The organism is Intestinimonas butyriciproducens (assembly GCF_016901775.1).
GTDB lineage: Bacteria > Bacillota > Clostridia > Oscillospirales > Butyricicoccaceae > Pseudobutyricicoccus.
In genome coordinates this window covers 57948-80663 of record NZ_JACJKW010000006.1, presented here as the reverse complement: position 1 = coordinate 80663, position 22716 = coordinate 57948, and the positions used below count along the sequence as shown (strand labels likewise).

The following is a 22716-nucleotide window of genomic DNA, read 5'->3' as shown; positions in this document are numbered from 1 at the left end:
CGCCGGGAAGTGATATTTTAGTTAGCAGATACTAACCAACATCCATCCTACCGGCAAAACAGCGGTATCGCAAGGCTTTGGGCGCGGTTCCGGCTGATTGGGGTGGAGATGTGGCTGATCGAGGTGGTGACAGATTATGGCGGCAAATAAAGACTTGGAGCAGCAATATGGCCAGGCGATGGAGGAACACGGGTTTATTCCAGATCGGGAGAACCGGCGTTACGGCTCCATGGGGCTGTGCTGGCGTCATAGCTCCCGGCAGGGCGGCGGTTTTTTCTGGACCTACGGGCAGCAGGATCTCTACACCATCAAAATTCATGATTTCTTTTTCCATGAGGATCAGCTGCTGGAGTTCCATTGGCCGGAGAGTCTCAGTGTCACCTGGTATGAATCCATTTCCGGGGAGGAGTTCTCCCCCTGCCGCCGTCTTGTTCCAGGCTGTGTCAAAAGTTTTATCGGAGGTCGGGAACCATACCGGGCGCTCATCCACAGGCAGATCCCCATCGTTTCCATTGGCGTGGAGATCACCCCGGCTTACTACCGGGATTATCTGCGCCGCCAGTTTCCCCAGGAGTATCAAAGCCTGCTGGAGTCTTTTCAAACGCTGGATCAGACAGAACACTTCCCGAAAATGGTGCAGCTCTTGAAACAGGTGCGCGACTACCGGGGGGAGGGGCTTCCCGCCCGTTTGTTTTATGATGGGAAGGTGGCGGAGGCGGTGGCGCTGGTGGCAGAGCGGCACCTGAAGCGCGGGAGCCGCCGTTCTGTCAGCGGGGAGGATATGGTACGGCTGGCCGATGTGGCAGCCTTCATCACGGCCCACTGTGCGGATGAACTGTCGCTGGAACGTCTCAGCCGTATTGGCTGCATGAGTATTTCCAAGCTGAAGGACGCCTTCCATGTCCGGTATGGCTGCACGATTACCCAGTACATTCAGGGGCAGCGCACGGAGCAGGCTGGGCGGCTGCTGCGGGAAACCGACCTGCCGGTGAGCCAGGTGGCGGCCATTGTTGGGTATCAGAATCCCAGCCGTTTCGCAGAGATCTTCCGGCGAAACACCGGACGCTCCCCTGCAGAATACCGCAGAGCATGCTGGAGTTCCTTCACGGAGGTAAACGATATGGAAAGGAAAGATTCTTTATGAAAATACAGTATTTTGGAGATCCATCTAATCCCAAAATCGTTGTTCTGCACCCCATGCTTCTGGACGGGAAAAGTATGCTGCCTCTGCTGGGCGAACTGCGGAACAGTCATTGTGTGATCGCGCCGGATCTGACAGGCCATGGAACAGATACTGGGATCTTTCAAAGCGCCCAACAAGAGGCAGCAACGCTGGCCGGCTGGCTGACAACGCAGGGATGGATTGATCTGAAGTTAGTGTTTGGTGCATCCATCGGTGCCGTGGTGGCGATGCAGTTGATTGCCATGCCCACATTCAAAGTTCACACCGCAGTCTTAGAGGGATGCCCCCTCCATTCCAATGCTGCTTTTCTACGGATGATGGCGACCCGTATGTTTCTGTCAAAACATCGGAAAGCACAGCAACATCCCGGTTTGTCTGCACAGCGGATGACAAAAATCTATGGGGAGACGCTCGGCCTTATCATGGGGCACACCTTTGAACAAATTCGTCCGGAAACTTTGCAAGCCATCGCTGCCGCCTGTTCGGACTGCACCTTTCCCAACTATCCAAAGGAGTTGGAAGCTCACCTGTTTTTTGAGTATGGCAGTGAGGACATCAACGCCAAGACCGCGCGCAGGGTTGTCTCAAAGCACTATCCGTCTGCTTCCTTTACAATCCGGGAAGGCTATGTTCACTGCCAATATCCCGCCGTTCTGGGAGAGCAGTATTCCAAGGTATTGGAGGAATACCTCGCCAGGGAACTTCACTAATAGAACCCAAGAGGCCGCATGGGGAACATTCCACCATGCGGCTTTTTCAATCGTCAGCAATCGGCAGAACAGAATCGGCTTTTCCGGTGTTCTATCCGTCCCGGCCTGCTTTGTGAAATGGAGAACAATTCTCTCAATGTAGGGAGAACGTCCATGGTAACAGGCACATCGTCGGGCATTTCTCCTTCATCAAAGTGGAGGATGCGGGAACAGGTACGACTGACAAATTCAAAATCATGAGTGACAATAAAGATGACTTTTCCCATATCAGACAGCCGCCGGATCAGACCCGCAACCTGTGTCATGCTATCAAAATCCAGCCCGCTGGTCGGCTCGTCAAACACCAGCAGGTCTTTCCCACAAATCATGCTGACCGCTACCGCCACCCGCTGCTTTTGACCTCCGGACAGGGTATTGGGGTGGCGGTCTCTGAATGGGGCCAGGGCCAACTCTTCCAGTGTTGCGTCAACGAGCGTCTGTTTCGGATTGCGGATACCGAATGTACATTCTGACTCCACACTATCCGCAAAAAGCTCGTAGTTCACATCCTGCATGACCATATAGGAATGCCGCAGGCGATCTTTGTGATCCAAGGAAAGACCGTTCCAAAAGAATTGACAATCACAGGCCTTGTGAAGCCCGCACAAAGCACGGGAAAAGGTCGTTTTTCCGGCCCCATTGTGGCCAACGACACCAATTACCTCTCCCTTTGCTGCTGTAAGGCTGATGTTGTGCAAAACGGTTCTCTTCTTATAGTGAAGGGCTACATTGTTAAGTTCCAGGATAGGATCTGGAACAGGCGCAAGGGAATGGTCCCGCGGCGGGAGAACACGATGCAAATCAATCGCTCGAAGGCCCATTTGTTCCCGGGTATCCTCCGACAGCTGCCGAAATGCTTCCGGCGTAAAGACCTGCATGATTTTCCCATGTTCCAAATACACAATCCGGTCCACCAGATCCATCAAATAGTACAACCTATGTTCTGCAATCAATATGGTTTTTCCCTGTGATTTGATCAGCCTGAGATGTTCTCCCAATTCTTGAATGGAACGCATATCTAAATTGGAGGACGGTTCATCCAAAAGATATATTTGAGGATTCATCGCATAGACCGAGGCAAACGCTATCTTTTGCTTTTCTCCACCGGATAACTCGAAGATGTTGCGATTACGGAGGTTTTCAATGTGCAGTTCTGCCGATGTACGATCCACGCGTTCTCTCAGCTGGCAAACTGGAAGTGCTTGATTCTCAATACCAAAAGCGATCTCGCTGTCTGTATCCACATTGAAAAACTGTGTCCTTGGATTTTGAAACACCGATCCAACCTTTGCGGCAATCTGGTGCATAGGAAGATCACGGACTTCCTGACCATCCACCAGTACGCTGCCCGCCAGTTCTCCTGCGTAGAATTGCGGGATCAAGCCGTTTACAAGCCTCGTGATGGTGGTCTTTCCGCAGCCGCTCCGGCCACAGAACAGCACACATTCTCCGTCCTCTATGGTCAGGTTGATGTCTTGCAGTCCGTCTCCTGTTTGTCCTTGATAAGTAAATGATACATGCTTTAACTCAATCATCCCAGCACCCCCTTTCCATAAAGCCCCACAGCCAGTGCGCCTGCAAAGCAAAAGACTGCCGCAATGTCCATCAAACCAATATGGATCTGCACCAGACAAGTTCGAGGCTTTGGGTTTTCAATGCCGCGGGTGATGGAAGCGATGGACAGTTCATCCGCCGCTTTGGATGCCGCCATCATCAACGGAACATAGATACACTCCACCGTTATTCCGGGATGTGTCAGGAGCCCTTTAAGCGAAGGCGAGACGTCCCGCATCCGCATCGCATCCTTGATAAACCGCCAATCCTCCTGAATGGTAGGGATATAACGCAGCATGACCGCCAAGGGGATTACCAGCTTTTGGGGTGCATGGATGCGATTCATCGCCGAGAGAAATTCGCTGACCTTTGTAGTGGAGATGACAATGCCGGACAGCATCCCGCAGGGGTAGACCTTATGGAACAACCCTAAAAAAGCGATAAACATGGTGCGCCAAGTTCCGGTCATGGTATCCAAAATCCAGAAGGTGAGCAGAACGATCAGCGCGTAGAACAGCACTCCTTTCCAGGCATACTTCCACTTTCCAAAGCAAATGCCGAGCAGCCCGATCAGCACCACAAGACCCAGTTCATAGAATAAGGATGGAGCCATCATGGCAGAAAGGATACACAACAGGAGCAATAATATCTTCGTTCTGGGGTCCAGCCACAGTCTGCGCCTGAATAACGCTCCGCCAATCATGCGGTGATCCCAGCCTTTTCAAACTGCTTTTTCAGCAGCTTCCCACCGATCCAACCACTGAACGCAGCAATCGCCAGCGTTCCGATAATGATAACAGCCAACAGCCAGGAAGGAGCAGACGCGCTCATTGTGTCAATATAGGACTGTTCCGTGCCGTTTTCCAGCATCGTGCTGGCCCAGCCTTGCGGATCAATAAAAAACACCACATAGGTGTAAACGCCGCCCAGCGACATCAGCATATAGGACAGCAGATTGACCGCCTTATTGCGGTAATCTCCCGCGCCAGCCACCAGATCGGCGATCATTCCCATTCCGATATAGCCTAAAGAAAAGGCCCAGTGCATTCCGGTAACAAACCAGATGATCCCCATAACGATACCAAGAATGGTGACGCTCCACCGCTTCTGCACTTTGGCGATCATCAGAAGATATACAGGGCCGCACAGCAATGCTGCACCCATCGGCATATAGAATGTCAAAACCGGGTTTGGTGCAAAGAAAATACCGCCGATCATGGTAAACACCAAGAAAATTGCGCTGAAAATGCCGGTTGTCACAAGATCTTTGATAGTGAGGCCCTTTTTTGCGGGATTGATTCGGTTGTTCATGTTGATCCTCCTATTTTGTAATGCGTTGACTTTATGGGATAGGCATGCTATCCTTTGGTTAGATGTGGCTAATCGTTATATATAATTACACCATGCACAACCTACTTTCAATCGTTTGGAGCGAGGTTCGTCCTATCATTTCAAAAATTCGTCTAATCATTGCAAAACAAGGGAGGCGTATCTATTGTAATGACCGGTATCATTGAACAATACTATGCCCCATTACTGAAAAAGCACGGTTTTGTACCGGAACCAGATAATGATCAGTATGGTCCTCTGGGGCTTTGCTGGAAGCTATCTCCGGAAGTTGGCGAAGGTTCCTATTGGACCTACGGACAAAGGGATCTGTTCGACATCAAGATACACAACTTCTCTTTCAATAAGGATTTTATGCTGGAATTTGATCTCCCGGAATGTCTCAGTATTACCCGTTACGATTCCATCTCCGGTGAAGAGTTGTCTCCGTATCGCCGGTTGTCAGCCGGATGTATCAAGACCTATGTGGGCGGATACAAGCCATATCAAGTAATCGTCCACAAAAATATACCGGTTCGATCCATCGGCATCGAGATCACCCCCGCATATTATGAAGACTATCTGAAAAAACAGTATCCGGAAGAATATCGGAATCCCATCGAGGCTTTTCAGAAAATCGACCAAACAACAGATTTCCCGGAAATGTACCGGCTTCTATCGGAACTACAGAGCTACCGTGGAACCGGAATTGCAGCTAAACTTTATTATGAGAGCAAAGTAGCCGAGGCGCTCTCTCTGGTGGTTGAATATCAAAAAAAGCGTTCAGTTTCAGATCACAAACTGGTTTCTCAGGATTTGGAACGACTTCAAACCGTAGCGGCCTATTTGAGTGATCATTACGCTGGTGAAGTGCCCATAGAACGCCTGGCACAAATTGCCTGCATGGGTACGACAAAGCTCAAAAGCAGTTTCAAGAAGGTCTATGGCTGCACGATCACAGAGTATATGCAGCAGCGCCGCATGAGTCAGGCAGAATATCTGCTGGCTCATACCGATCTGCAAATTGGTCAGATTGCTCAAACGATAGGATATTCTACATCCAGCCGGTTTGCGGAACTGTTTCGAAGAAGCACCGGCTTGCTCCCGCTGGAGTACAGGAAAATGGCAAAGCGAAAGTGATACAAAGCCAAAATCCAAAGAATCATCCCAAAACAGTATGTGGGGAGGCAGATCTGCCTCCCCACATACTGTTTTTATATCCGCCAGCCCTCAGCCCGCTGTCGGATCTCGATAAAGTTCCGGTAAGTTCCCTCCTGGCTCATCAGCTCCTGATGGGTGCCCTGCTGAGCAATGCGGCCATCCTCCACCACTAAAATCCGGTCTGCGTTTTGGATTGTAGCCAGACGGTGGGCGATGGTGATGATAGTCTTTCCCCGCACCAGAGCAGAGAGCGCCTCCTGGATCTCATGCTCATTCTCCGGGTCCACGCTGGCGGTGGCCTCATCGAGAATGATGATGGGGGCATCTTTCAGAAGACACCGGGCAATGGAAATGCGCTGCTTTTCTCCGCCGGAGAGGTTGGAGCCGCCTTCTCCCACCATGGTGTCGTACCCTTGGGGCAGCGCCATGATGAAGTCATGGCAGCGGGCCGCTTTGGCTGCGGCGATTACTTCCTCCTCGGCAGCATCCGGACGGCCAAAACGGATGTTATTGCGGATGGTGTCGTGGAACAGATACACATTCTGAAATACCATAGCAATGTTGCGTAAAAGGCTGTCGCAGGTCATCTTCCGGATGTCATAGCCGCCCACGGTGATGCGTCCCTGATCCACATCATAAAACCGGGCCAGCAGTGCGCAGAGGGTGCTCTTCCCGCTGCCGGACGGCCCTACAATGGCGGTGGCGCTGTTTTGCGGCAGCTGGAAGGAAACATTGTGGATCACCTCCCGTGTTCCGTAACCGAAGGAGACATGGTCGAAGCAGATGTCGTAACGCTCCAAAGAGATGTCTTTCCCATCCTGATCCGGCAGTTCCGTTCCCTCCAGTTCTTCCAGACGGTCCAGCACCGAGTCGGTGACAGAAAGGATATGGGCGGCGTCGTTGATGGACTCCACACTGCCGAAGATCGTGAAGGAAAACATGGCAGCCATCAGGAGCACCGGCAGCTCCAAGGTTCCGTTCATAGTCTGCCAGCCGGCGGTGAGCACCAGGCCAACAGCCGCAGCCTTCAGAGAAAACAGGTGCAGGCAGTTCCAGGGCACAAAGCCAAACTCGTTTTTGATCCGGATGTCCTTATTGGCCCGGCATGCCTCAAAAAAACGCTGGGAGGACACCCCCTCCTGGCCAAAGGATTTGACCACGGGCAGGCCGTGGATGTACTCAATGGCCGCCCCGGACAATGCCTCTTGGGCCCGATGTCCCACCGGAGCGGTGCGGGCACTCTGCCGCCCGATGCCGCGGAGGGCAAAGGCGGACAGCAGCACGCCCACCACTGCCACCAGCGCCGCCTCCGGGCAGAAGAAAGCCATGCACAAAACGATGACCAGAACCTGCAGATAGCCGTTGATGACTGCATCCACCATCTTCATGCTCTGCAGCTCCAGGGTACTCAGTTCCGTAGTCAGAGCAGCCAAAATGTCGCCCAGGTTATTCTTGGAGAAATACCCCAGGGAAACCCGTTTGAGCAGGTCGCCCAGTTCCAGTCTCTGCTGTGCCGCCCGCTCTGTTCCGATACTCTCCTGGAGCCGGTTTTTCCAGTAAGCACACACGAAGCGCAAAAGGATCAGCAGGACGATCCCACCCAGGCACAGCCAGGGGAGCTTGGCGTCCAGCGCCGTCCCCTCCTGGGCACTCTCGATGACCAGCCCAAGGGCCCAGGCCGCCAGCATCACCGGCCCGGCAGCGGCCCAGGTGGCAAGAAACGAACAGAGGCTTCCGAGATACAGCCGTCTGTGGTACCCCTTTGTCCAACGCAAAATCCGATTCATACTCCGAAACATGGTCAAGCCTCCTTTCCAACCGCCCAATTCTGGGCACCCACATGGGCCTGCCATAGCTTTTGATAAAGTGGGCATCGGCTGAGCAGTTCCGGCTGTGTGCCTTTGTCCACAATACGGCCCTTCTCCAGCACCACGATCTGGTCGGCGTTCTGAATCGTGCTCAGCCGGTGGGCAATAACCAGCAGCGTTTTCCCATGGGAGAGTGCCATCAGGGAACGCTGGATCTTGTCCTCATTCTCCGGATCGGTAAAGGCGGTGGCCTCGTCCAGAATGACAATGGGGGCGTCCTTCAGAATCGCGCGGGCGATGGCGATCCTCTGCCGCTCCCCACCGGAGAGCTGCTTGCCCGCTTCACCCGCTGGGGTATCCCATCCATGCTCCAGCCGCCCTAAAAACTCCTCACACTGAGCAGCCCGGGCAGCCGCCCAAACTTCCTCCTCCGTGGCGTCCGGCTTCCCCAATCGAATGTTTTCTTTCAGAGAGCAGTCAAAGAGGAAATTGTCCTGTGTCACGAAACTGACCTGATCCGCCAGCTGCTTCAGTGTGAGATTCCGAATATCCACACCGCCTATGGCAATGCAGCCATCCGTCACATCCCAGAACCGGGCGATAAGCCGGGCTGCCGTAGATTTGCCGCCGCCGGAGGGACCCACCAGAGCGGTGAAGGTGCCGGCGGGAAGTTCCAGATCAATGTGACGCAGCACAGTGTCCTCTTCTTTCCCGCTATACGAGAAGGACACATCCCGCAAAGTGATACCGCTGCCGGAGAGGCGGGCGGGCTCGGACGCCTCGGGCAGCTCCTCCAGATCCAGCAGATGCCGAGTGTTCCGGACGGCAAATTCCATGCTCTTCATGGCATTGAGGAAGGCCGCCGCCTGCACCAGCGGGGACACGATACCCAGCACCAGCATCAGGCACAGAGCCAGCCGGGCCGGGTCCAGGACGCCGGTCTGATACAGGGCGATCCCAACCGGCAGGGTAGCCAGCAGCGTGGTAGGCAGGATGGACAGGCACAGGTTCATGGATTTCCAGGTGCAGCGAAACCAATCCAGCGTGAAATCACGAAAGCTGGTCACTGCCCGGACGAATTTCTCATAGGAGGCGCCGCTCTGGTTGAAGGCCTTTACCACCTCGATGCCCTCCACATACTCCACGATGATGCTGTTGACTTGGGCATTGGCCTCCATATAGGCGGCATATTTTTCGTTGTAGGTCCGCAGGCCCGCCGCCATGGGGATCAGCGCGGCCGGAATCGTGGCAAGGGAGGCAAGGCCCATCCGCCAGTCCATGGCAAAGAGGGCGATTACCACCACGATGGGCAGCAGCACATTGGAGCTCAGTTCCGGGATCATGTGGGCCAGCGGCGGCTCAATGTCCTCGATCCGATCCACAATGGTACTCTTGAGGGAACCGATGGGCTTCGACAGCACACTCCCCAGGGGAGCGTGCATCAGCTTTTGGGCCACTTGACGGCGCAGGCCCTCCAGAATGGTGTAGGCGGACACATGGGCCAGCATGGTGGAAAAGGCATAAAAAGCCACCTTGACCGTATATCCCACCAGACACACTCCAGCCCATCGGAGAAGCTCCATGCCGGAGGCCGACTGACGGATAAACAGGCGAAGGATCCCATAGACCCCCAGATACGGCACAAAGCCCCCTGTTACGCTGATAACAGCACACAAGACAGACAAGACCAGCTTTCCCCGGCAGGGACCGGCAAAAGAGAGCAGGATGGCCAGCCAGCTGCGTTGTTTCACAAAACCACTCCTCTCAAAAAAAATTGGCATGGTGAGATGTCTCTCACCATGCCCTATTGTATCGGTTCTTGCCCATGCTTGCCGCTCCGCCCGGCCGGCATCACTCCGTTTCGTCAGGAAAAGAGAGAACGGGGGTCCCGCCTCCTCGCCGGTATTCCAGCGGAGTTTGTCCCTTCACCGCCCGAAAAGCCGCGGCAAATTTGCTTGCGCTGTCATAGCCCACCGCTCCGGCGATCTCTGTAACGCTGGCCTCCGGTTCTTTTCGAAGCAGCAGAGCCGCCCGATCCATCCGCAGTGCCCGCATATAGGTGTTCACCGGACTGCCATATACACTTTTGAAGCAGGCCTTCATGGTGGTCAAAGGGATCTGGTACTGTCTGGACAGAGCCTCCAATGTGATATGCTGCTCCAGATGCTCCACCAGATAGGAGCGGATGGCCTTTACCGTTTCTACCTGGGAACGGTAAAAATACGGTTTTTCCGTTCCGCTTCCCAATTCCAGGGCGTCGAGATACAGCAGCAGCTCCAGAATCTTTACCCGGAAGTAGGGCATTTTGATCCGCTCCGGTACGGCACAAAGCTCCTGAAAAATGTGATCCACCGAGGGTGCTCCGTGAATGACCTGCGGCCGGGCATCCGGGCAGAATTTCCGCTGAATGGCGGCCAGATCCAAAGGATAGTCTCCCGCCAGACGAGCCAGTTCCACGGGTGCCATGGACAGGTCAAAGCACATGGAGATGCCATGATAGTGGGACAACGGGAGAGAAAAGTATCCTTTGTGCTTCAGGCGGCGATCCACTTTCAGGTCACCTGCCTCCACATAGGAGAACGCATCGTTGCCCACAGCGTATTCCATCCGGCCCTCCCGGCAATAGTCGATGCAGAGGAGATCCTGTCGGGTTTCAAAAGAGGAGTCGCAATAGGCCATGTGGAAATCGTTATACAGGATGGTAGCGCCGGAGAACACCTCATAGACGGTCATGGTTCCCTCGCCGCTCTCATTTCGCAGCTGATAAACGCTGCACCCACCACTCTTGGCCAAGAGGCACAGATCCGGTTGGCTGTCCTGTAAAAATGCCACTGCGGCTCAGCTCCTTTCTCAAAGTTCCAGGACTCGATCACAGGCGCACTGGAGAAATTCGCGGTCATGTGTCACCACCAGAACCACCCGGCCCTCGTCCGCCAGTTCCCGTGCGCAGCGGGCCACTTCCTGCATTCTTGCATAGTCCAGACCACTGGTGGGCTCGTCGAATACCAGCAGCGGCTTTTGGGACAGCATGGCGGTAGCCACCGCCAAACGCTGTTTCTGGCCGCCGGAGAGAGACATAGGGTGCTTTTCCCGGAACGCAAGCAAATGGAGCCGCTCCAACACCTCCTGGATGCGCTGGTCAGAGAGTCCTTCCATGGCCAACTGACACTCTCCCCACACACTGTCGGAAAAGAGCTGATGGTTCACATCCTGCATGACGCAGTAGGCAATCCGCTGCCGCTGCTTCGCACCAAGGATGCGGCCGTTGAGGCGGATCGTTCCGGCACTCTCCCGCATCAGGCCGCACAAGCAGCGGGAAAGGGTGCTTTTTCCCACGCCATTGTCACCCGTGACGGCCAGCACCTCTCCCGGGCGGGCGGAGAAGGAAAGGTTTTGAAATACCGGCGGCTCCCGCTTGTACCGGCAGCTCAGTCCCTCCACAGACAGTCCATCCTGTTCTCCCGCAGCGCGGGAGGGCGGCAGAGTCACCTGAGTAGGCGTGAGTGTGCGAAGGCCCAGAGCGATCCGCTCTGTCTCAGCCAGCCGCCGGAATTCTGCTCCGCTCCAACTTCGCTCCACGACCCCGTCCCGCAGATAGACGGCCCGATCTATGAGATCCGCCAGAAAGTATAGCCGATGCTCCGCAATGAGAATGGTGTGTCCCTGATGTTTCAGGTATGCGATTTGATCATGGAGTCTTTCGATGGTTTCCCGATCCAAATTGGCCGTAGGCTCATCCAGAATGTAGAGCTTCGGCCCCATGGCATAGACCGAGGCAAAGGCCAGCAGCTGCTTTTCTCCGCCCGACATGGCGAAGATGTTCCGCCCCCTCAACCGCTTCAGATGCAGGTGGTCGGTGGTATCATCCAGCCGACGGAGGATCTCACCCCGGGCCACACCCTGATTTTCCAGGCCAAAGGCCAGCTCACTGTCGGAATCCATGTTGAAAAACTGACTTTTGGGGTTCTGGAAAACAGACCCCACCTGCCGGGCCAGCTGGTAAAGAGGTTGTTCCCGCACCGGCGCGCCGTGGAGCAGGACCTGTCCGGTCAGCGCGCAGTCCTCCGTAAATGCCGGGATCAGGCCGTTGACCAACTTCGTGATGGTGGTCTTTCCGCAGCCGGAAGCGCCGCAGAGCAGGACACACTCGCCCGGTCGGATGGTCAGATCCACATGGGTGAGGGTGCCCGCATCTTTTGTATAGGAAAAGGACACATCTTGCAGCTCTACCATGGAAACACCCCCAATTTGGCCGCCAGAAGGGCAGCGGTCAACCCCACGCCCACGACAAATGCGGCGCTGTCCACCGGCGAGGCCCGCAGCTCCACCAAACTGGTCTTAGGCGCCGGGTCCTCGATTCCCCGGGTTACTGCCGCCGCGGACAGCTCCTCCGCGGTGCCGGTGGCGGAGACCATCAGGGGAACCATGATCCCCTCCAGTTTTGCCAATCCCCGGATGCCCCGCAACCGCATCGCATCCCGGATATAGCCTGTCTCTTCCCGAATGGCGGGAAAGTACCGCAGCGTCACCGAGACGGCCACGATCAGCCGCTGAGGGAAGTGGATCTTCCGCATTCCAGCCACCAGATAGGGCATAGGCGTCCGGCGAAGCATCAGAAAGCCGATCATCAGGCAGGGCAGCATCCGGCGGGCATAGTTGGCGAAAATGGAAAAGCTGGTAGCAGCCCATCCCGGCGCAGTCGGCAGAATCCAGTATTGCAGGCACAGGATTCCCCCAAAGATCAAGAGGCTTTTCCCCGCCATGGCAAAGCAGCGATGGAGCAGCATCAGGAGCAGGAGAAAACCGATCCATATCATTTCCATCCCAAAAGGTTGTTCACTAAAGGCTGCCAGATTGGCGAAAACCAGCAGAGCAAGACCCACCCTGGGGTCGAACACCAAACAGCGCCGTGCCTCCTCCATGTTACAAAATCCCCGCCTTCTCAAAGTGCTTGCGGAACATTCCCTTGGCCAGCAGGATACCCAGCATTGCTCCTACAATAGGAGCTCCCACCAGAACCACGATCATACCCGGGGAGGTCAATGCTGCCAAGGTAGAGACATAGGCTTCCGGCATTCCCTGCTGGCTGATTTGCGACAGGAAACTGTCCCGCATGATCCAGACAGGCAGCGGGGAGCCGATCATCCCCAGCGAGAAAAATATGTAGGCCAAAGCGTTGCCACGGAAAGACCGGTAATGACTCCGAACTCTGATAAACTCCGCCAGAGCGCAGCTCACTGCAAAAGCGATAAGGATCACCACCGTGAATTGCCCAGTAACAAAGTAGATCAAGGCCGTAATAAAGCCCATCAGGACCACTGCGCCGGTCTTTGGCACCTTAGTACACATCATCAGGAATGGGATACCCGCAAATACGGCGATCAGGCCAGGCATCAAGATCCAAAGCAGGGGATGCAGACCGCTGAGAAGCATAAAAGCAAAGTTGATGACAAAGTAGATGGCGGAGAAAATTCCCACCGTAATGATGTCCTTTCCCGTCATCCCTTTTTTCTGCGTGTTCATGATGTACCGCTCTCCTTCAACATAGTTAGATTATGCTAACCGTTATTTCTGAGAAAAGGCGCTCAGCGCGCCCCTCCTTACTGAGTATAGCGGTACATCGCCGTTCTTTCCGCTCCGATTGGACGGCTTTATCCCGTTTAGTCATGGAATTTAGCGCTGTGACAGAGATGCACCATCTTCACCATACAGAATCTGTCCGAAACTGCCATGCTGACCTTGGTGGACAGCTTCAATCCGGTTCGGGGGATATGGCGGTAATAAGGCTCCTCAGCCAGCACCCTGACCCCGCTGCCGATTTTCCCGGCCAGCACCGATGCGGAATCCACATAGAAAAACATCTGCGCGTCCCCGTGGCCCACCTGTTTCATGTACTTTTTCCGCATCATGGCCATGCCGCTTTTGCTCACGGTGTCAAAGACGATTTCAATCTCTCCAAACCCCGTGAGCATCCGCAGGAGGCCCACAACCTTGCTTTCCTCAAAATAGTGGAACAGGCCGCCGGCGGTGACCAGAATGGGAGCATCCGGCGCATCGGTGCGGATCTGCCTGATCCAGTCTTCAGCAAAGGCGTCTCCGGCAAGATAGGTCTCCCGCTCCGGCTCCGGCAGCAGCGCCCGCCGGTACTCCACCACATGGGGCAGATCCACGGCATACCAGCGCGACCTTCCATTGTCGCAGCGATAATAGGCCGTCTCCAGACCGCAGCCCAGCTGGACGATCACACCGTCCGGCCTGCGCTCCAGAAACGCCCGGATAAACCGGTCCATATTGGCGGACCGGGCGGCGGAGGCCAGCAGGGTATACTGGCTCTGGCCGCTCTTCCCAAGCAGGCCGGAAGGCAGTTTCTTTTTCAGTTCCAGCGTCTTTTCATCGTACAAAACCTGCGGGCAGTGCTCGCTGGCATAGATCCTGCCCAGCATGGGGACAAACAGCGTGTCCTCTACAACGCCCAACTTGGACATGGTCAACCCTCCTATTTGGACGAATTACTTTCTGCCCACAAGCAGCCGGGAAGAGCCCAGCATCATCATGGCAGCCCGGCGGTGGGAGCCGAAGGCTTCTTCCGCGGTATCAATGAGCCGGACATCCTGATAGCCCATCTCCCGCAGTTTTTGAGCAAAGGCGTCCATATCGCCGTACAGCCTGGGTTTCATATCATCGTTCAGAGCGAAGACGCCGCCTTTTTTCAGAACCCGCAGGCTTTCCAGCAGCAGCTTGTGCATATCGGCTCCCATGACATTGTGGTAGACATAGTTGCTGATGACCGCATCAAAACTCTCATCGGGGAAATCCAGATGATTGGCGTCGCCATGCTGGAACACACACCGGGAGGCCACGCCCTCGCTGGCGGCGTTTTTCTCACAGAGGGCCTTGCTGTAATTGTAAACAGCTCCCCAGTAGTCCATGCCAGTGACCTTTGCCTCCGGCCAGGTCAGGGCCGCACGGATCGACAGCGCCCCGGAACCGCAGCCGACCTCCAGGAGACTGCCCTGGCCGTCATAGTCCAGGTGAGAGAGAACGACCCGGTGAACCTGTTCCATGATCCCGCCGCCGCCAAAGGCATACTGACGCCTGATCCATGTGATCCAGACCAGCAGGGCTGCCAGCGCCGCCGTAACAACTGAGAGCAGAACGCCGAGAACCGTGATATGGAACACCGAAAAGGAGAGTGCGGCTAAAACCACGGCCAGAGCCGTAATGCCGCCGATAATATAGAACACGGGATTGGACATCCAGCTTCCATAGTCTTCGCCGTGGCTGCCGAGACGGATTTCTGCTTGTTGATTACGCTTTTGCTGCATTTGATTTTCCTCCTGTTGTTCAATATTTGTGTACAATTCGTTTACGGGTGTTTCTCCTTCGCCTTCCGGCAGACAAAAGAGGCTATGCCCTGAACGGTGCGGACCTTTGCAGGCCCGAATGTTTCCTCCAGACGATGCCGCAGGCTCTCCGCCGTCTCAAAGGGCGGAGTGAAATAGCCCTTTGGCACATACAGCCTGCGGATTATCCAGTCGGTGCGGCGGTTTTGCCCCCGCACATAGAAGCAGCCGCAGAAAACTCCGCCTGGCCGCAGTACACGAAAGATCTCCCGCCAGGCGGCCTCCTTATCCGGAAACGCATGAAACCCGTTGAGCGAGAGCACGATGTCGAAGCTGCCATCCCCAAAAGGCAGCGCCCCCACATCCCCCTGCTGAAAGCGCACATGGGCAAGTCCCTCGCCCCGGGATTTTGCCCGCTCCAGCATCTCCGGCGAGTAATCCAGGCAGGTGATCTCCGCCTCCGGCATTTTTCGATAGAGGGGCATGGTCAGTATGCCGGTACCCACGGGGACTTCCAGCAGTCTTCCGGAAAACCCCTCCGGTATTCCGGAAAGGGCGGCGGAAAGGTAGTCCTGGGTTTCCGCCCGGCCCATTCCCCATACCAGGCGGCACACCGCCCGGCCTGACAGGGTGGAACAGGTGATCATGCCATCATAAAATGTCCGTTTGCCTCCCAATCCCCGGTAGGCGTTTTGAATCCGCTCTTCTTGTCCCATTTTTTCACCTTCACTCACTCAAGCACCCAGCGCCACATCCAGCGTCATCATGAGGGTAAAACCGACTGCAAACAGAATAGTCCCTATATTGGAGTGCTTTCCCACTGACATCTCCGGGATCAATTCCTCCACTACCACATAGACCATCGCTCCGGCGGCAAAGCTCAGCGCATAGGGCAGCACCGGAACCAAAATCCCCGCCAGCAGGATGGTCAGGATGGCGCCTATTGGCTCCACTGCGCCGGACAGCGTCCCATACAGGAAGGAGCGGGATTTGGAGAACCCCTCCGCTTTCAGGGGCATGGAAATGATCGCGCCCTCCGGGAAGTTTTGAATGGCAATCCCCAGAGAAAGAGCCAGCGCCCCCGCCAGCGTGATACCGCTGTCTCCGTAGAGCCACCCGGCATAGACCGCCCCTACCGCCATTCCCTCCGGAATATTGTGCAGCGCCACAGCCAAGGTCAGCATGGTCGTCTTTCCAAGACTGCTTTTGATGCCCTCGGCCTCCGCGTTGCCGCGGTGCAGATGCGGAATCAGCCGATCCAGGCCCAGCAGGAACAGGATGCCGAGCCAGAACCCCGCAACGGCGGGGACAAAGGACCACCGCCCCATGTCCGCCGCCTGCTCCATTGCGGGCAGCAGCAGGCTCCAGATGGAAGCCGCCACCATGACCCCCGCCGCAAAGCCGGTGAGGGCGCGCTGTACCATCTCACCCAAATTGTTTCGCATAAAAAAGACGCAGGCCGCACCCAGCGTCGTCCCGGCAAAAGGGATCAGCAGCCCTTGCCATAGCTCAATCGGCATATTCTCCTCCAATCTAACCGTGACTGTATTCTGTAAAGTCGATCCGGACGATCTGCAGGTGCATCGGTCCGTCGGCCAGCTTCGCCAGCAGCCGGTGGATAGGCCGGACCGCCGGATCATGAAGCGATTGATAGCCCAGCATATAGCCCCGGCTGGAAATAGAAAACAGCGGCGACCAGGGCTCCAGCTCCCCCTTGGCGTCCTTGACGGAGAAATAGGCCCCCACATCCCGGATGCCCGCCTGCTTCACCCAGGTTTTCAGCATCAACTGGACAGCCGTTTGCCCGGCCGCGTCAAAGACCAGCCGCCCTCCTGGGAAGCGTTTTGCGATGCCTGTGACCAGAGCTTTGACCTCTTCTGTCGTGAAGTAATAGAAGACCCCGGCGGCAAACAGCACCGCTCCATCATCAGGATCAGCACGGACGGCATCCATCCAGCGCGGGTCTTTCAGATCAAAGGACAGGTTTTTCTCCCGTTCCCCGGCGGGAAGCAGGCGATCCCGCAGCTCGATCACATCCGGCAGGTCGATGTTCCAGATGCTGCACCGGCCATTGTCACAGGCCCTCCCGGTGTTGTCCAGGCCGCAGCCCAGATTGATGACGGCGGCTCTGGGATGGGCATTCAGATAGTCCCGCACCTCCCAGGCGAGGTCATTCTGGCGCATGGCCACCTCCAGCGCGCCGAAGGTCTGCATCAGACCGTTTGCCCGCCGCTCCAAAGGGGAGAAGTCGTAGTCCACCTTCTCCATCAGTATGGCCGCCGCGGCATCCTGATACAGTCCGGGGAACCGCCGCGAGCAGATCCACCGGCCATACAGCGGGATGATGAGCGTCTCCTGCACGGAGTCCTTCTCGATTTTGTACTTCTCCATAGGCCCTCCTCAAAAGACACGGTACTCTACGCTTGATTATAGTTAGCAAATGCTAACCAGTCAAGTGATTTTCCATTTTCAGTATCAATTGCCCCTTCAAGCGCAATCCCCCGGACACAACAAGAGTGCCGCCACCGGAATGTATCCGGTGGCGGCACTCCTCTTTTCATGATGGTTTAGGCGCTCCTCCTCTTAGAGCTTCCACTGGCCGGACTCTTTACGGCCGGATACGAACGCTTGATACAGGCCCTCCTGGGCCATGAGCTGGCTGTGGGTGCCCCGCTGAACGATCTGTCCGCCGTCCAGCACCAGGATCTGGTCGGCGTTGCGGACCGTCTTCAGCCGGTGAGCGATCATCAGAATGGTCTTGTTCCGAGTCAGGGCTTCAATGGCCTTTTGCAACCGGTCCTCATTCTCCGGGTCTACATTGGCGGTGGCTTCATCCAGAATCACGATGGGAGCATCCTTCAGGATAGCCCGAGCAATGGAGATGCGCTGCTTCTCGCCGCCGGAAAGGCTGGAACCACCCTCGCCGATGACGGTGTTATAGCCTTGGGGCAGGGTGAGAATGAAGTCGTGGCAACAGGCTTTCTTCGCCGCAGCCACCACTTCCTCGTGGGTGGCATTGGGGCGTCCAAACTTGATGTTGTTTTCCACCGTGTCGGCAAAGAGATAGACCTTCTGAAATACCATGGAGATCTGATCCATCAGGTCCTCCAGAGTATAGTCCTTTACATTCTGACCGCCCACCAGGACGGCGCCGCTCTCCACATCCCAGAACCGGGCGATGAGATTACACAGTGTGGTTTTCCCGGAACCGCTGGGGCCCACGATGGCGGTGGTGGTTCTGTCCGGGATGGCGAAGGATACATCCCGCAGGATAGGCCGCTGGTCATAAGAGAACGAAACATGGTCGAAGGTAATGCTGTGCTCCCTGGGCGTGCCGGCCCGACCGGTCTCTGCCAGCTGGGGCATGGCGTCCGTCTCATCGGCATGGGCCATGCAGCTGCTGACGATACGCAGCAGGGACATGCCGCTGCCCGCCGAGGAGATCTGAGCAAAGACCAGGAAGGACATGATGACCACCATCAGAGCGTTGGCCAGAATCATCGTTCCGGAGAGATAGAACCATACCGCCGCAAGCATCATGGCCACGCTTCCCAGCTGGAGCGCGATCCCCTGCGCCATAATATAAGGGGTGAACATCTTTTCGATGTTCAGGTTGCTGCGGCAGTTGTATTCCAGTGCTTCCTGCAAGGTGCGGTCACCCCGTCCGGTGAGGTTGAAGGACTTCACCACGCTCATGCCCTGCACATACTCCAGTACCGCCTCCACCAGCTTGGCCTCGGACTTCTGACGGTGCGGGGCGAGGGCGGCGGATTTTTGCTCCATGGCGGAGGTGATGAACAAATAAACTGCTGTGGTCGCCACCACAATAAGACCGATCCGCCAGTCAAAAATCAGGATCATCACCGTAAAGACCAGAGCGTTGAGCAGCCCGCCCAACATGGTCACCAGTACCATAGGAGCCACAGACTCCACATTGTCCAGCACGGTGGTGCAGACCCCGGTGAGCTCTCCCAGGCTGTTGTCGTTGAAGTAGCCCATGGGGACGGATTTCATCCGCTGCCCGATGACAACGCGCTTATTTGCCGCCATGAAGTACCCGGCGTGGGTCTGCTCAAGCTGGGAGAAATATCTGGTCACGGCGCTGCCCAGAATACTGACTGCCAACAGGCCCAGCGCCTGCCACGCCGTGGCAGGGCCGGTCTTTCCATCCAGCAGAGCCAGGATGGTGTAGTAAATGGCGGCGATCTCAAACATATGGAACACCGCACCCAAAAAGCAGGCGATCACCGAGCGCCGGATGTTGCGCTGTTCCTCACCGGCAAACCGCCAGATACCTCTGAATGTCTCGATCATACCGTTTCTCCCTCCTTTGCGCCCATGTGAGCCTGCCACAGATCGGCGTACAACGGACAATGGCGCAGCAGGTCTTCATGCCTGCCCTGCGCCTCGATGCTTCCATCCTTCACCACCACGATCTGATCCGCGCCGGTGATGGTGGACAGGCGGTGGGCAATGACGATGACCGTCTTACCCTCCACCAGTTTTGCCACTGCCCGCTGGACCACTGCTTCATTCTCCGGATCAATGTAGGCGGTGGCCTCGTCCAGAATCACCACGGGGGCGTTTTTCAGCATAGCCCGGGCGATGGAGATACGCTGCCGCTCTCCTCCGGAGAGATGGGCGCCTCCGCCGCCCACCCGGGTGTCATAGCTATGCTCCAACTGGCGGATGAAGCCGTCGCATCCGGCGGCTTTGGCGACTTGTTCCACTTCTTGATCCGTGGCATTTACCCGGCCCATGCGGATGTTTTCCCGGATGGTATCGTCAAAGAGGTAATTGTCCTGAGAAACAAAGGCCACCTGGTCATAGAGTTGCTTGAGCGGGATACGGCTTTCCTCCACGCCGCCCAGGGTAATGCGGCCCTCGGTCACATCCCAGAAACCGGCGATGAGCTTGGCAATGGTGGACTTGCCCGAACCGGAGGGACCAACCAAAGCGGTGAGGCTGCCGGCCGGAATGGTGAGGGAGATGTTGTGGAGGATCTCCTTGTCCTGGGCATACCCAAAGGAGACATGATCCAAGGCGATATCCGGTCTTCCCAGCTGTGCCGGCTGTGTTCCGTGATCCTGCTCCGGCTTCAGGAGGATCTCGTCCACCGAACCTACGATGGTCCCTACCTTGGCAAGATTATCCACAAAGCCCATGGCGGCAATGAGAGGTCCCACAATGCTCATGGACAGGATGATGGTGGTGAGAAATACCTCTGCGGACAAGCTGCCGTCCGTGTAGAAGATCCAGCCCACAGGCAGCACCGTAATAAGCGTGGTGGGAGCGATGGCATAGGCCAGCGCCATTCCAAACTGGCATTTCTTCATCCAGTTGTAGTAGTAGGCAGCATTGGCTCGTACCCGGGAGGAGAACTTCTCATAGGAGTTCTTTCCCTGATTGAAAGCCTTGATGACCTCAATGCCGCCGATGTACTCCACAATGGTCTCATTCATAGCCTGGGTCGTCTCCACCGCACCCTGATAGTCCTTGCCATAGCTGCCCATGATGGCCATCATAAAAGCCATGCCCACAGGAATGGACACCAGACTCAGCAATGCCATGCGCCAGTCCAGCGTAAACAGATACACCAGAACGCATACCGGCGCCAGCAGATTGGAGGTCATTTCGGGCAGCAGGTGGGCCAATGTCGTCTCCATACTCTCCACCTGATCTACCACGATCTGTTTGAGCCGTCCGCTGGAGGTGTCCAGAATGTCTCCCAGAGGCAGGCGGGGCATTTTGGACAGAACCGTCTTCCGGATGTCCCGCAGGATCTGGAAGGTGGCCTTGTGGGAGAGGGAGAGCGCCAGATTGTAAAGCAGGGTTTTGGCCAGATAGCCACCAAGGGCCACCATGCACCACAGAAGATAGAAGTTCCAGTCCCGCTGCCCGGTGAGAAGCGCTACCAGGATACGCCCTGCCGCGAGATACGGCAGCAGACCCAGCAGGACACCCGCCACCGCGCAGAAGATGGCGGCAATCAGGCCACCGTGATGATCCTTGCCCAGCTGCCACAACCGCAGCAGTGGGCTTTGCGTTTGACGCATAAATAAGCCTCCTTAGTTAGTTATTGCTAACCTTTGGTTCTATGAAAAGGCCGCCGGGAAAGCGGCCTTTTGCACTACTGGAAGTTTTCGGGATGAAAAATCGTCTCAAATCCCGCCATGTGATAGCGGTTGAGCTGGCGGATATAGTGGAGCGCCCGGGCCTTATCCATGCGGTGCCGCACCGGCTCAAACATTCCGTTGAAGTAGGCGGTGGTAACGATATGGATCAAGTCCTCGGTGACCTGACCGGAGCGGACGCTCTCACAGCCGATGACCTCCATGTATTTGTAGGTGTAACTGACTTCGATCTCCACCAACTCGTCAATATAGTGGGCATATTCCGTCCCGGCGGCCCGGCGGAGCAGCAGTTCAAACTCCGGCAGGTGCTCATAGATGTAGTCAAACAGTCCCTCCTGGGCATGGGCAGTGTAACGCCCCATCTCCTCCTGCTGGGTTTGGCCGTCAAACCGGTGAAAAGACTCCTGAATCTCCAAAAAACGGCGCTTCAGCTCTCCGGCAGCAGGCTCCACCAAGGCCCGGAACAATCCCGCCTTGTCGGTAAAGCGGGTATAGATGGAGCCGGTGCTGGTTCCCGCCGCCTTGGCGATGTCCCGCAGGGAGGTCAGAGCAAAGCCTTTTTCCAAAAATTCCCGACGGGCGCAGCGAAGTACATTTTCATAGACCCCTTCGATCTGCTTTGCCATGGTATCGCCTCACAATTCAAAACACTGTTTTATAACGATGTTTTGAATATACAACCAAAAAGCAAGTTTGTCAAGAGAGGATTTCCCCTTGACAGGGGCAGAAAGGGATGCTATATTGATAATTAGATTATCGGTAATCAAATTATCAATCATTGGGAGGGATGTTATGGCAAAACCGGATACTTCCATTGACCCTCGGATCATGGACAGCGCCAAAGAGGAGTTCCGGACGCTGGGCTTTGAGAAGGCTTCCCTGAAATCCATCTGCCAGCGGGCTGGGGTGACAACCGGGGCTCTTTATAAGCGTTACGCCGGAAAAGAGGAGCTGTTTCGCGCTGTGGTGGCGGATACGGTGGCGGATTTGGATGCTGTTTATGAGGAGCGGACGGCGGTGCCGGCATCCGCTCTCTCCGACGAAGATCTGATCCGGGCGTGGTATATGGATGAGGAATACATGCTGTGGTGGTTCCGCTTTCTCAATGAGCGGCGGGATGGCTTTGTGCTGCTGCTCACCGGAGCGGAGGGCACCGCCTACGCCAACTTTCAGCACGACTGGGTGGAGAAAATGACGGAAGGCACCTGGACCTACTACGCCGAGGCCAGACGCCGGGGCTTGTGTACGGTGGACATGACGCGGGAGGAGCTTCATGTGGTCCTGTCCGCCTTCTGGACCACCATTTACGAGCCCTTTATCCACGCCTTCGCCTGGCCGGAGATCCAGCGCCACTGCACTTTGGTCTGCCGTCTCTTTGACTGGTATGCCGCCCTGGGATTCCCCAAGGGGTGAAAAATGCCTCTGCGGAGGCTTTTTTCTCGCCAATGAGTTAGCAAT

The 22716-nt window shown here is 56.0% G+C and carries 21 protein-coding genes; 4 read left to right on the top strand and 17 right to left on the bottom strand.

The features are described from left to right. The first annotated feature begins 136 nt into the window (after window positions 1-136). Window positions 137-1144: a helix-turn-helix domain-containing protein gene (locus tag H6A25_RS04540; RefSeq protein WP_204750815.1), complete on the top strand. Its 1008-nt coding sequence runs from the start codon at window positions 137-139 to the stop codon at window positions 1142-1144. Then, on the top strand, window positions 1141-1893 hold the full coding sequence (locus H6A25_RS04535) for an alpha/beta fold hydrolase (RefSeq protein ID WP_204750814.1): 753 nt from the start codon (window positions 1141-1143) through the stop codon (window positions 1891-1893). Before H6A25_RS04540 ends, H6A25_RS04535 begins: the two co-directional genes overlap by 4 nt. Window positions 1894-1946: 53 nt before the next feature. Here the strand turns inward: H6A25_RS04535 and H6A25_RS04530 are convergent, their stop codons facing one another. Genes H6A25_RS04530 through H6A25_RS04520 form a run of 3 tightly spaced genes read right to left on the bottom strand, consistent with a single transcriptional unit; the run spans window position 1947 to window position 4797 of the window. Then, window positions 1947-3467, bottom strand: a complete 1521-nt coding sequence (locus H6A25_RS04530) for an ABC transporter ATP-binding protein (RefSeq protein ID WP_204750813.1) — start codon at window positions 3465-3467, stop codon at window positions 1947-1949. After that, on the bottom strand, window positions 3464-4189 hold the full coding sequence (locus H6A25_RS04525) for an energy-coupling factor transporter transmembrane component T (RefSeq protein ID WP_204750812.1): 726 nt from the start codon (window positions 4187-4189) through the stop codon (window positions 3464-3466). The genes H6A25_RS04530 and H6A25_RS04525 overlap by 4 nt, the downstream gene beginning before the upstream one ends. Then, on the bottom strand, window positions 4186-4797 hold the full coding sequence (locus tag H6A25_RS04520) for an MptD family putative ECF transporter S component (RefSeq protein WP_204750811.1): 612 nt from the start codon (window positions 4795-4797) through the stop codon (window positions 4186-4188). The genes H6A25_RS04525 and H6A25_RS04520 overlap by 4 nt, the downstream gene beginning before the upstream one ends. Window positions 4798-4986: 189 nt before the next feature. Between H6A25_RS04520 and H6A25_RS04515 the strand changes: the two genes are divergently transcribed. Then, complete coding sequence (locus H6A25_RS04515) at window positions 4987-5952, top strand: helix-turn-helix transcriptional regulator (RefSeq protein WP_204750810.1); 966 nt, start codon at window positions 4987-4989, stop codon at window positions 5950-5952. Between the two features lie 74 nt (window positions 5953-6026). Here the strand turns inward: H6A25_RS04515 and H6A25_RS04510 are convergent, their stop codons facing one another. The 14 genes from H6A25_RS04510 to H6A25_RS04445 form a co-directional block, all read right to left on the bottom strand. Further along, window positions 6027-7772 (bottom strand): ABC transporter ATP-binding protein, encoded by a 1746-nt coding sequence (locus tag H6A25_RS04510; protein ID WP_204750809.1) that lies wholly within the window; start codon window positions 7770-7772, stop codon window positions 6027-6029. A gap of 2 nt (window positions 7773-7774) precedes the next feature. Then, window positions 7775-9532: an ATP-binding cassette domain-containing protein gene (locus tag H6A25_RS04505; RefSeq protein WP_204750808.1), complete on the bottom strand. Its 1758-nt coding sequence runs from the start codon at window positions 9530-9532 to the stop codon at window positions 7775-7777. Window positions 9533-9632: 100 nt separating this feature from the next. After that, window positions 9633-10613: a helix-turn-helix domain-containing protein gene (locus tag H6A25_RS04500; protein ID WP_204750807.1), complete on the bottom strand. Its 981-nt coding sequence runs from the start codon at window positions 10611-10613 to the stop codon at window positions 9633-9635. An 18-nt stretch (window positions 10614-10631) separates the two neighbouring features. After that, window positions 10632-12014: an ABC transporter ATP-binding protein gene (locus H6A25_RS04495; protein ID WP_204750806.1), complete on the bottom strand. Its 1383-nt coding sequence runs from the start codon at window positions 12012-12014 to the stop codon at window positions 10632-10634. After that, window positions 12008-12703 carry an energy-coupling factor transporter transmembrane component T gene (locus H6A25_RS04490; protein ID WP_204750805.1) on the bottom strand — a complete coding sequence of 232 codons (696 nt, stop codon included), beginning with the start codon at window positions 12701-12703 and terminating at the stop codon, window positions 12008-12010. Before H6A25_RS04490 ends, H6A25_RS04495 begins: the two co-directional genes overlap by 7 nt. Window position 12704: 1 nt before the next feature. Beyond that, window positions 12705-13304: an MptD family putative ECF transporter S component gene (locus H6A25_RS04485; RefSeq protein ID WP_204750804.1), complete on the bottom strand. Its 600-nt coding sequence runs from the start codon at window positions 13302-13304 to the stop codon at window positions 12705-12707. A 137-nt stretch (window positions 13305-13441) separates the two neighbouring features. Continuing rightward, window positions 13442-14266 carry a class I SAM-dependent methyltransferase gene (locus H6A25_RS04480; protein WP_204750803.1) on the bottom strand — a complete coding sequence of 275 codons (825 nt, stop codon included), beginning with the start codon at window positions 14264-14266 and terminating at the stop codon, window positions 13442-13444. Between the two features lie 24 nt (window positions 14267-14290). Next, window positions 14291-15106 (bottom strand): class I SAM-dependent methyltransferase, encoded by an 816-nt coding sequence (locus H6A25_RS04475; protein ID WP_204750802.1) that lies wholly within the window; start codon window positions 15104-15106, stop codon window positions 14291-14293. Window positions 15107-15147: 41 nt separating this feature from the next. Beyond that, window positions 15148-15840: a class I SAM-dependent methyltransferase gene (locus H6A25_RS04470; protein ID WP_204750801.1), complete on the bottom strand. Its 693-nt coding sequence runs from the start codon at window positions 15838-15840 to the stop codon at window positions 15148-15150. Window positions 15841-15858: 18 nt separating this feature from the next. After that, window positions 15859-16644, bottom strand: coding sequence for a ZIP family metal transporter (locus H6A25_RS04465; RefSeq protein WP_204750800.1), 786 nt, complete (start codon window positions 16642-16644; stop codon window positions 15859-15861). A 13-nt stretch (window positions 16645-16657) separates the two neighbouring features. Continuing rightward, the gene (locus H6A25_RS04460) at window positions 16658-17515 is read right to left on the bottom strand and encodes a class I SAM-dependent methyltransferase (protein WP_204750799.1); all 858 of its coding nucleotides are present in this window, start codon (window positions 17513-17515) and stop codon (window positions 16658-16660) included. 192 nt (window positions 17516-17707) lie between these two features. Continuing rightward, window positions 17708-19438: an ABC transporter ATP-binding protein gene (locus H6A25_RS04455; RefSeq protein ID WP_204750798.1), complete on the bottom strand. Its 1731-nt coding sequence runs from the start codon at window positions 19436-19438 to the stop codon at window positions 17708-17710. Continuing rightward, window positions 19435-21180, bottom strand: a complete 1746-nt coding sequence (locus H6A25_RS04450) for an ABC transporter ATP-binding protein (protein WP_204750797.1) — start codon at window positions 21178-21180, stop codon at window positions 19435-19437. The genes H6A25_RS04455 and H6A25_RS04450 overlap by 4 nt, the downstream gene beginning before the upstream one ends. Before the next feature lie 74 nt (window positions 21181-21254). After that, a complete protein-coding gene (locus tag H6A25_RS04445; RefSeq protein WP_204750796.1) occupies window positions 21255-21884 on the bottom strand; it encodes a TetR/AcrR family transcriptional regulator in 630 nt (209 codons plus the stop codon). Between the two features lie 166 nt (window positions 21885-22050). Between H6A25_RS04445 and H6A25_RS04440 the strand changes: the two genes are divergently transcribed. Beyond that, window positions 22051-22671: a TetR/AcrR family transcriptional regulator gene (locus H6A25_RS04440; RefSeq protein ID WP_204750795.1), complete on the top strand. Its 621-nt coding sequence runs from the start codon at window positions 22051-22053 to the stop codon at window positions 22669-22671. Window positions 22672-22716 lie beyond the last annotated feature (45 nt).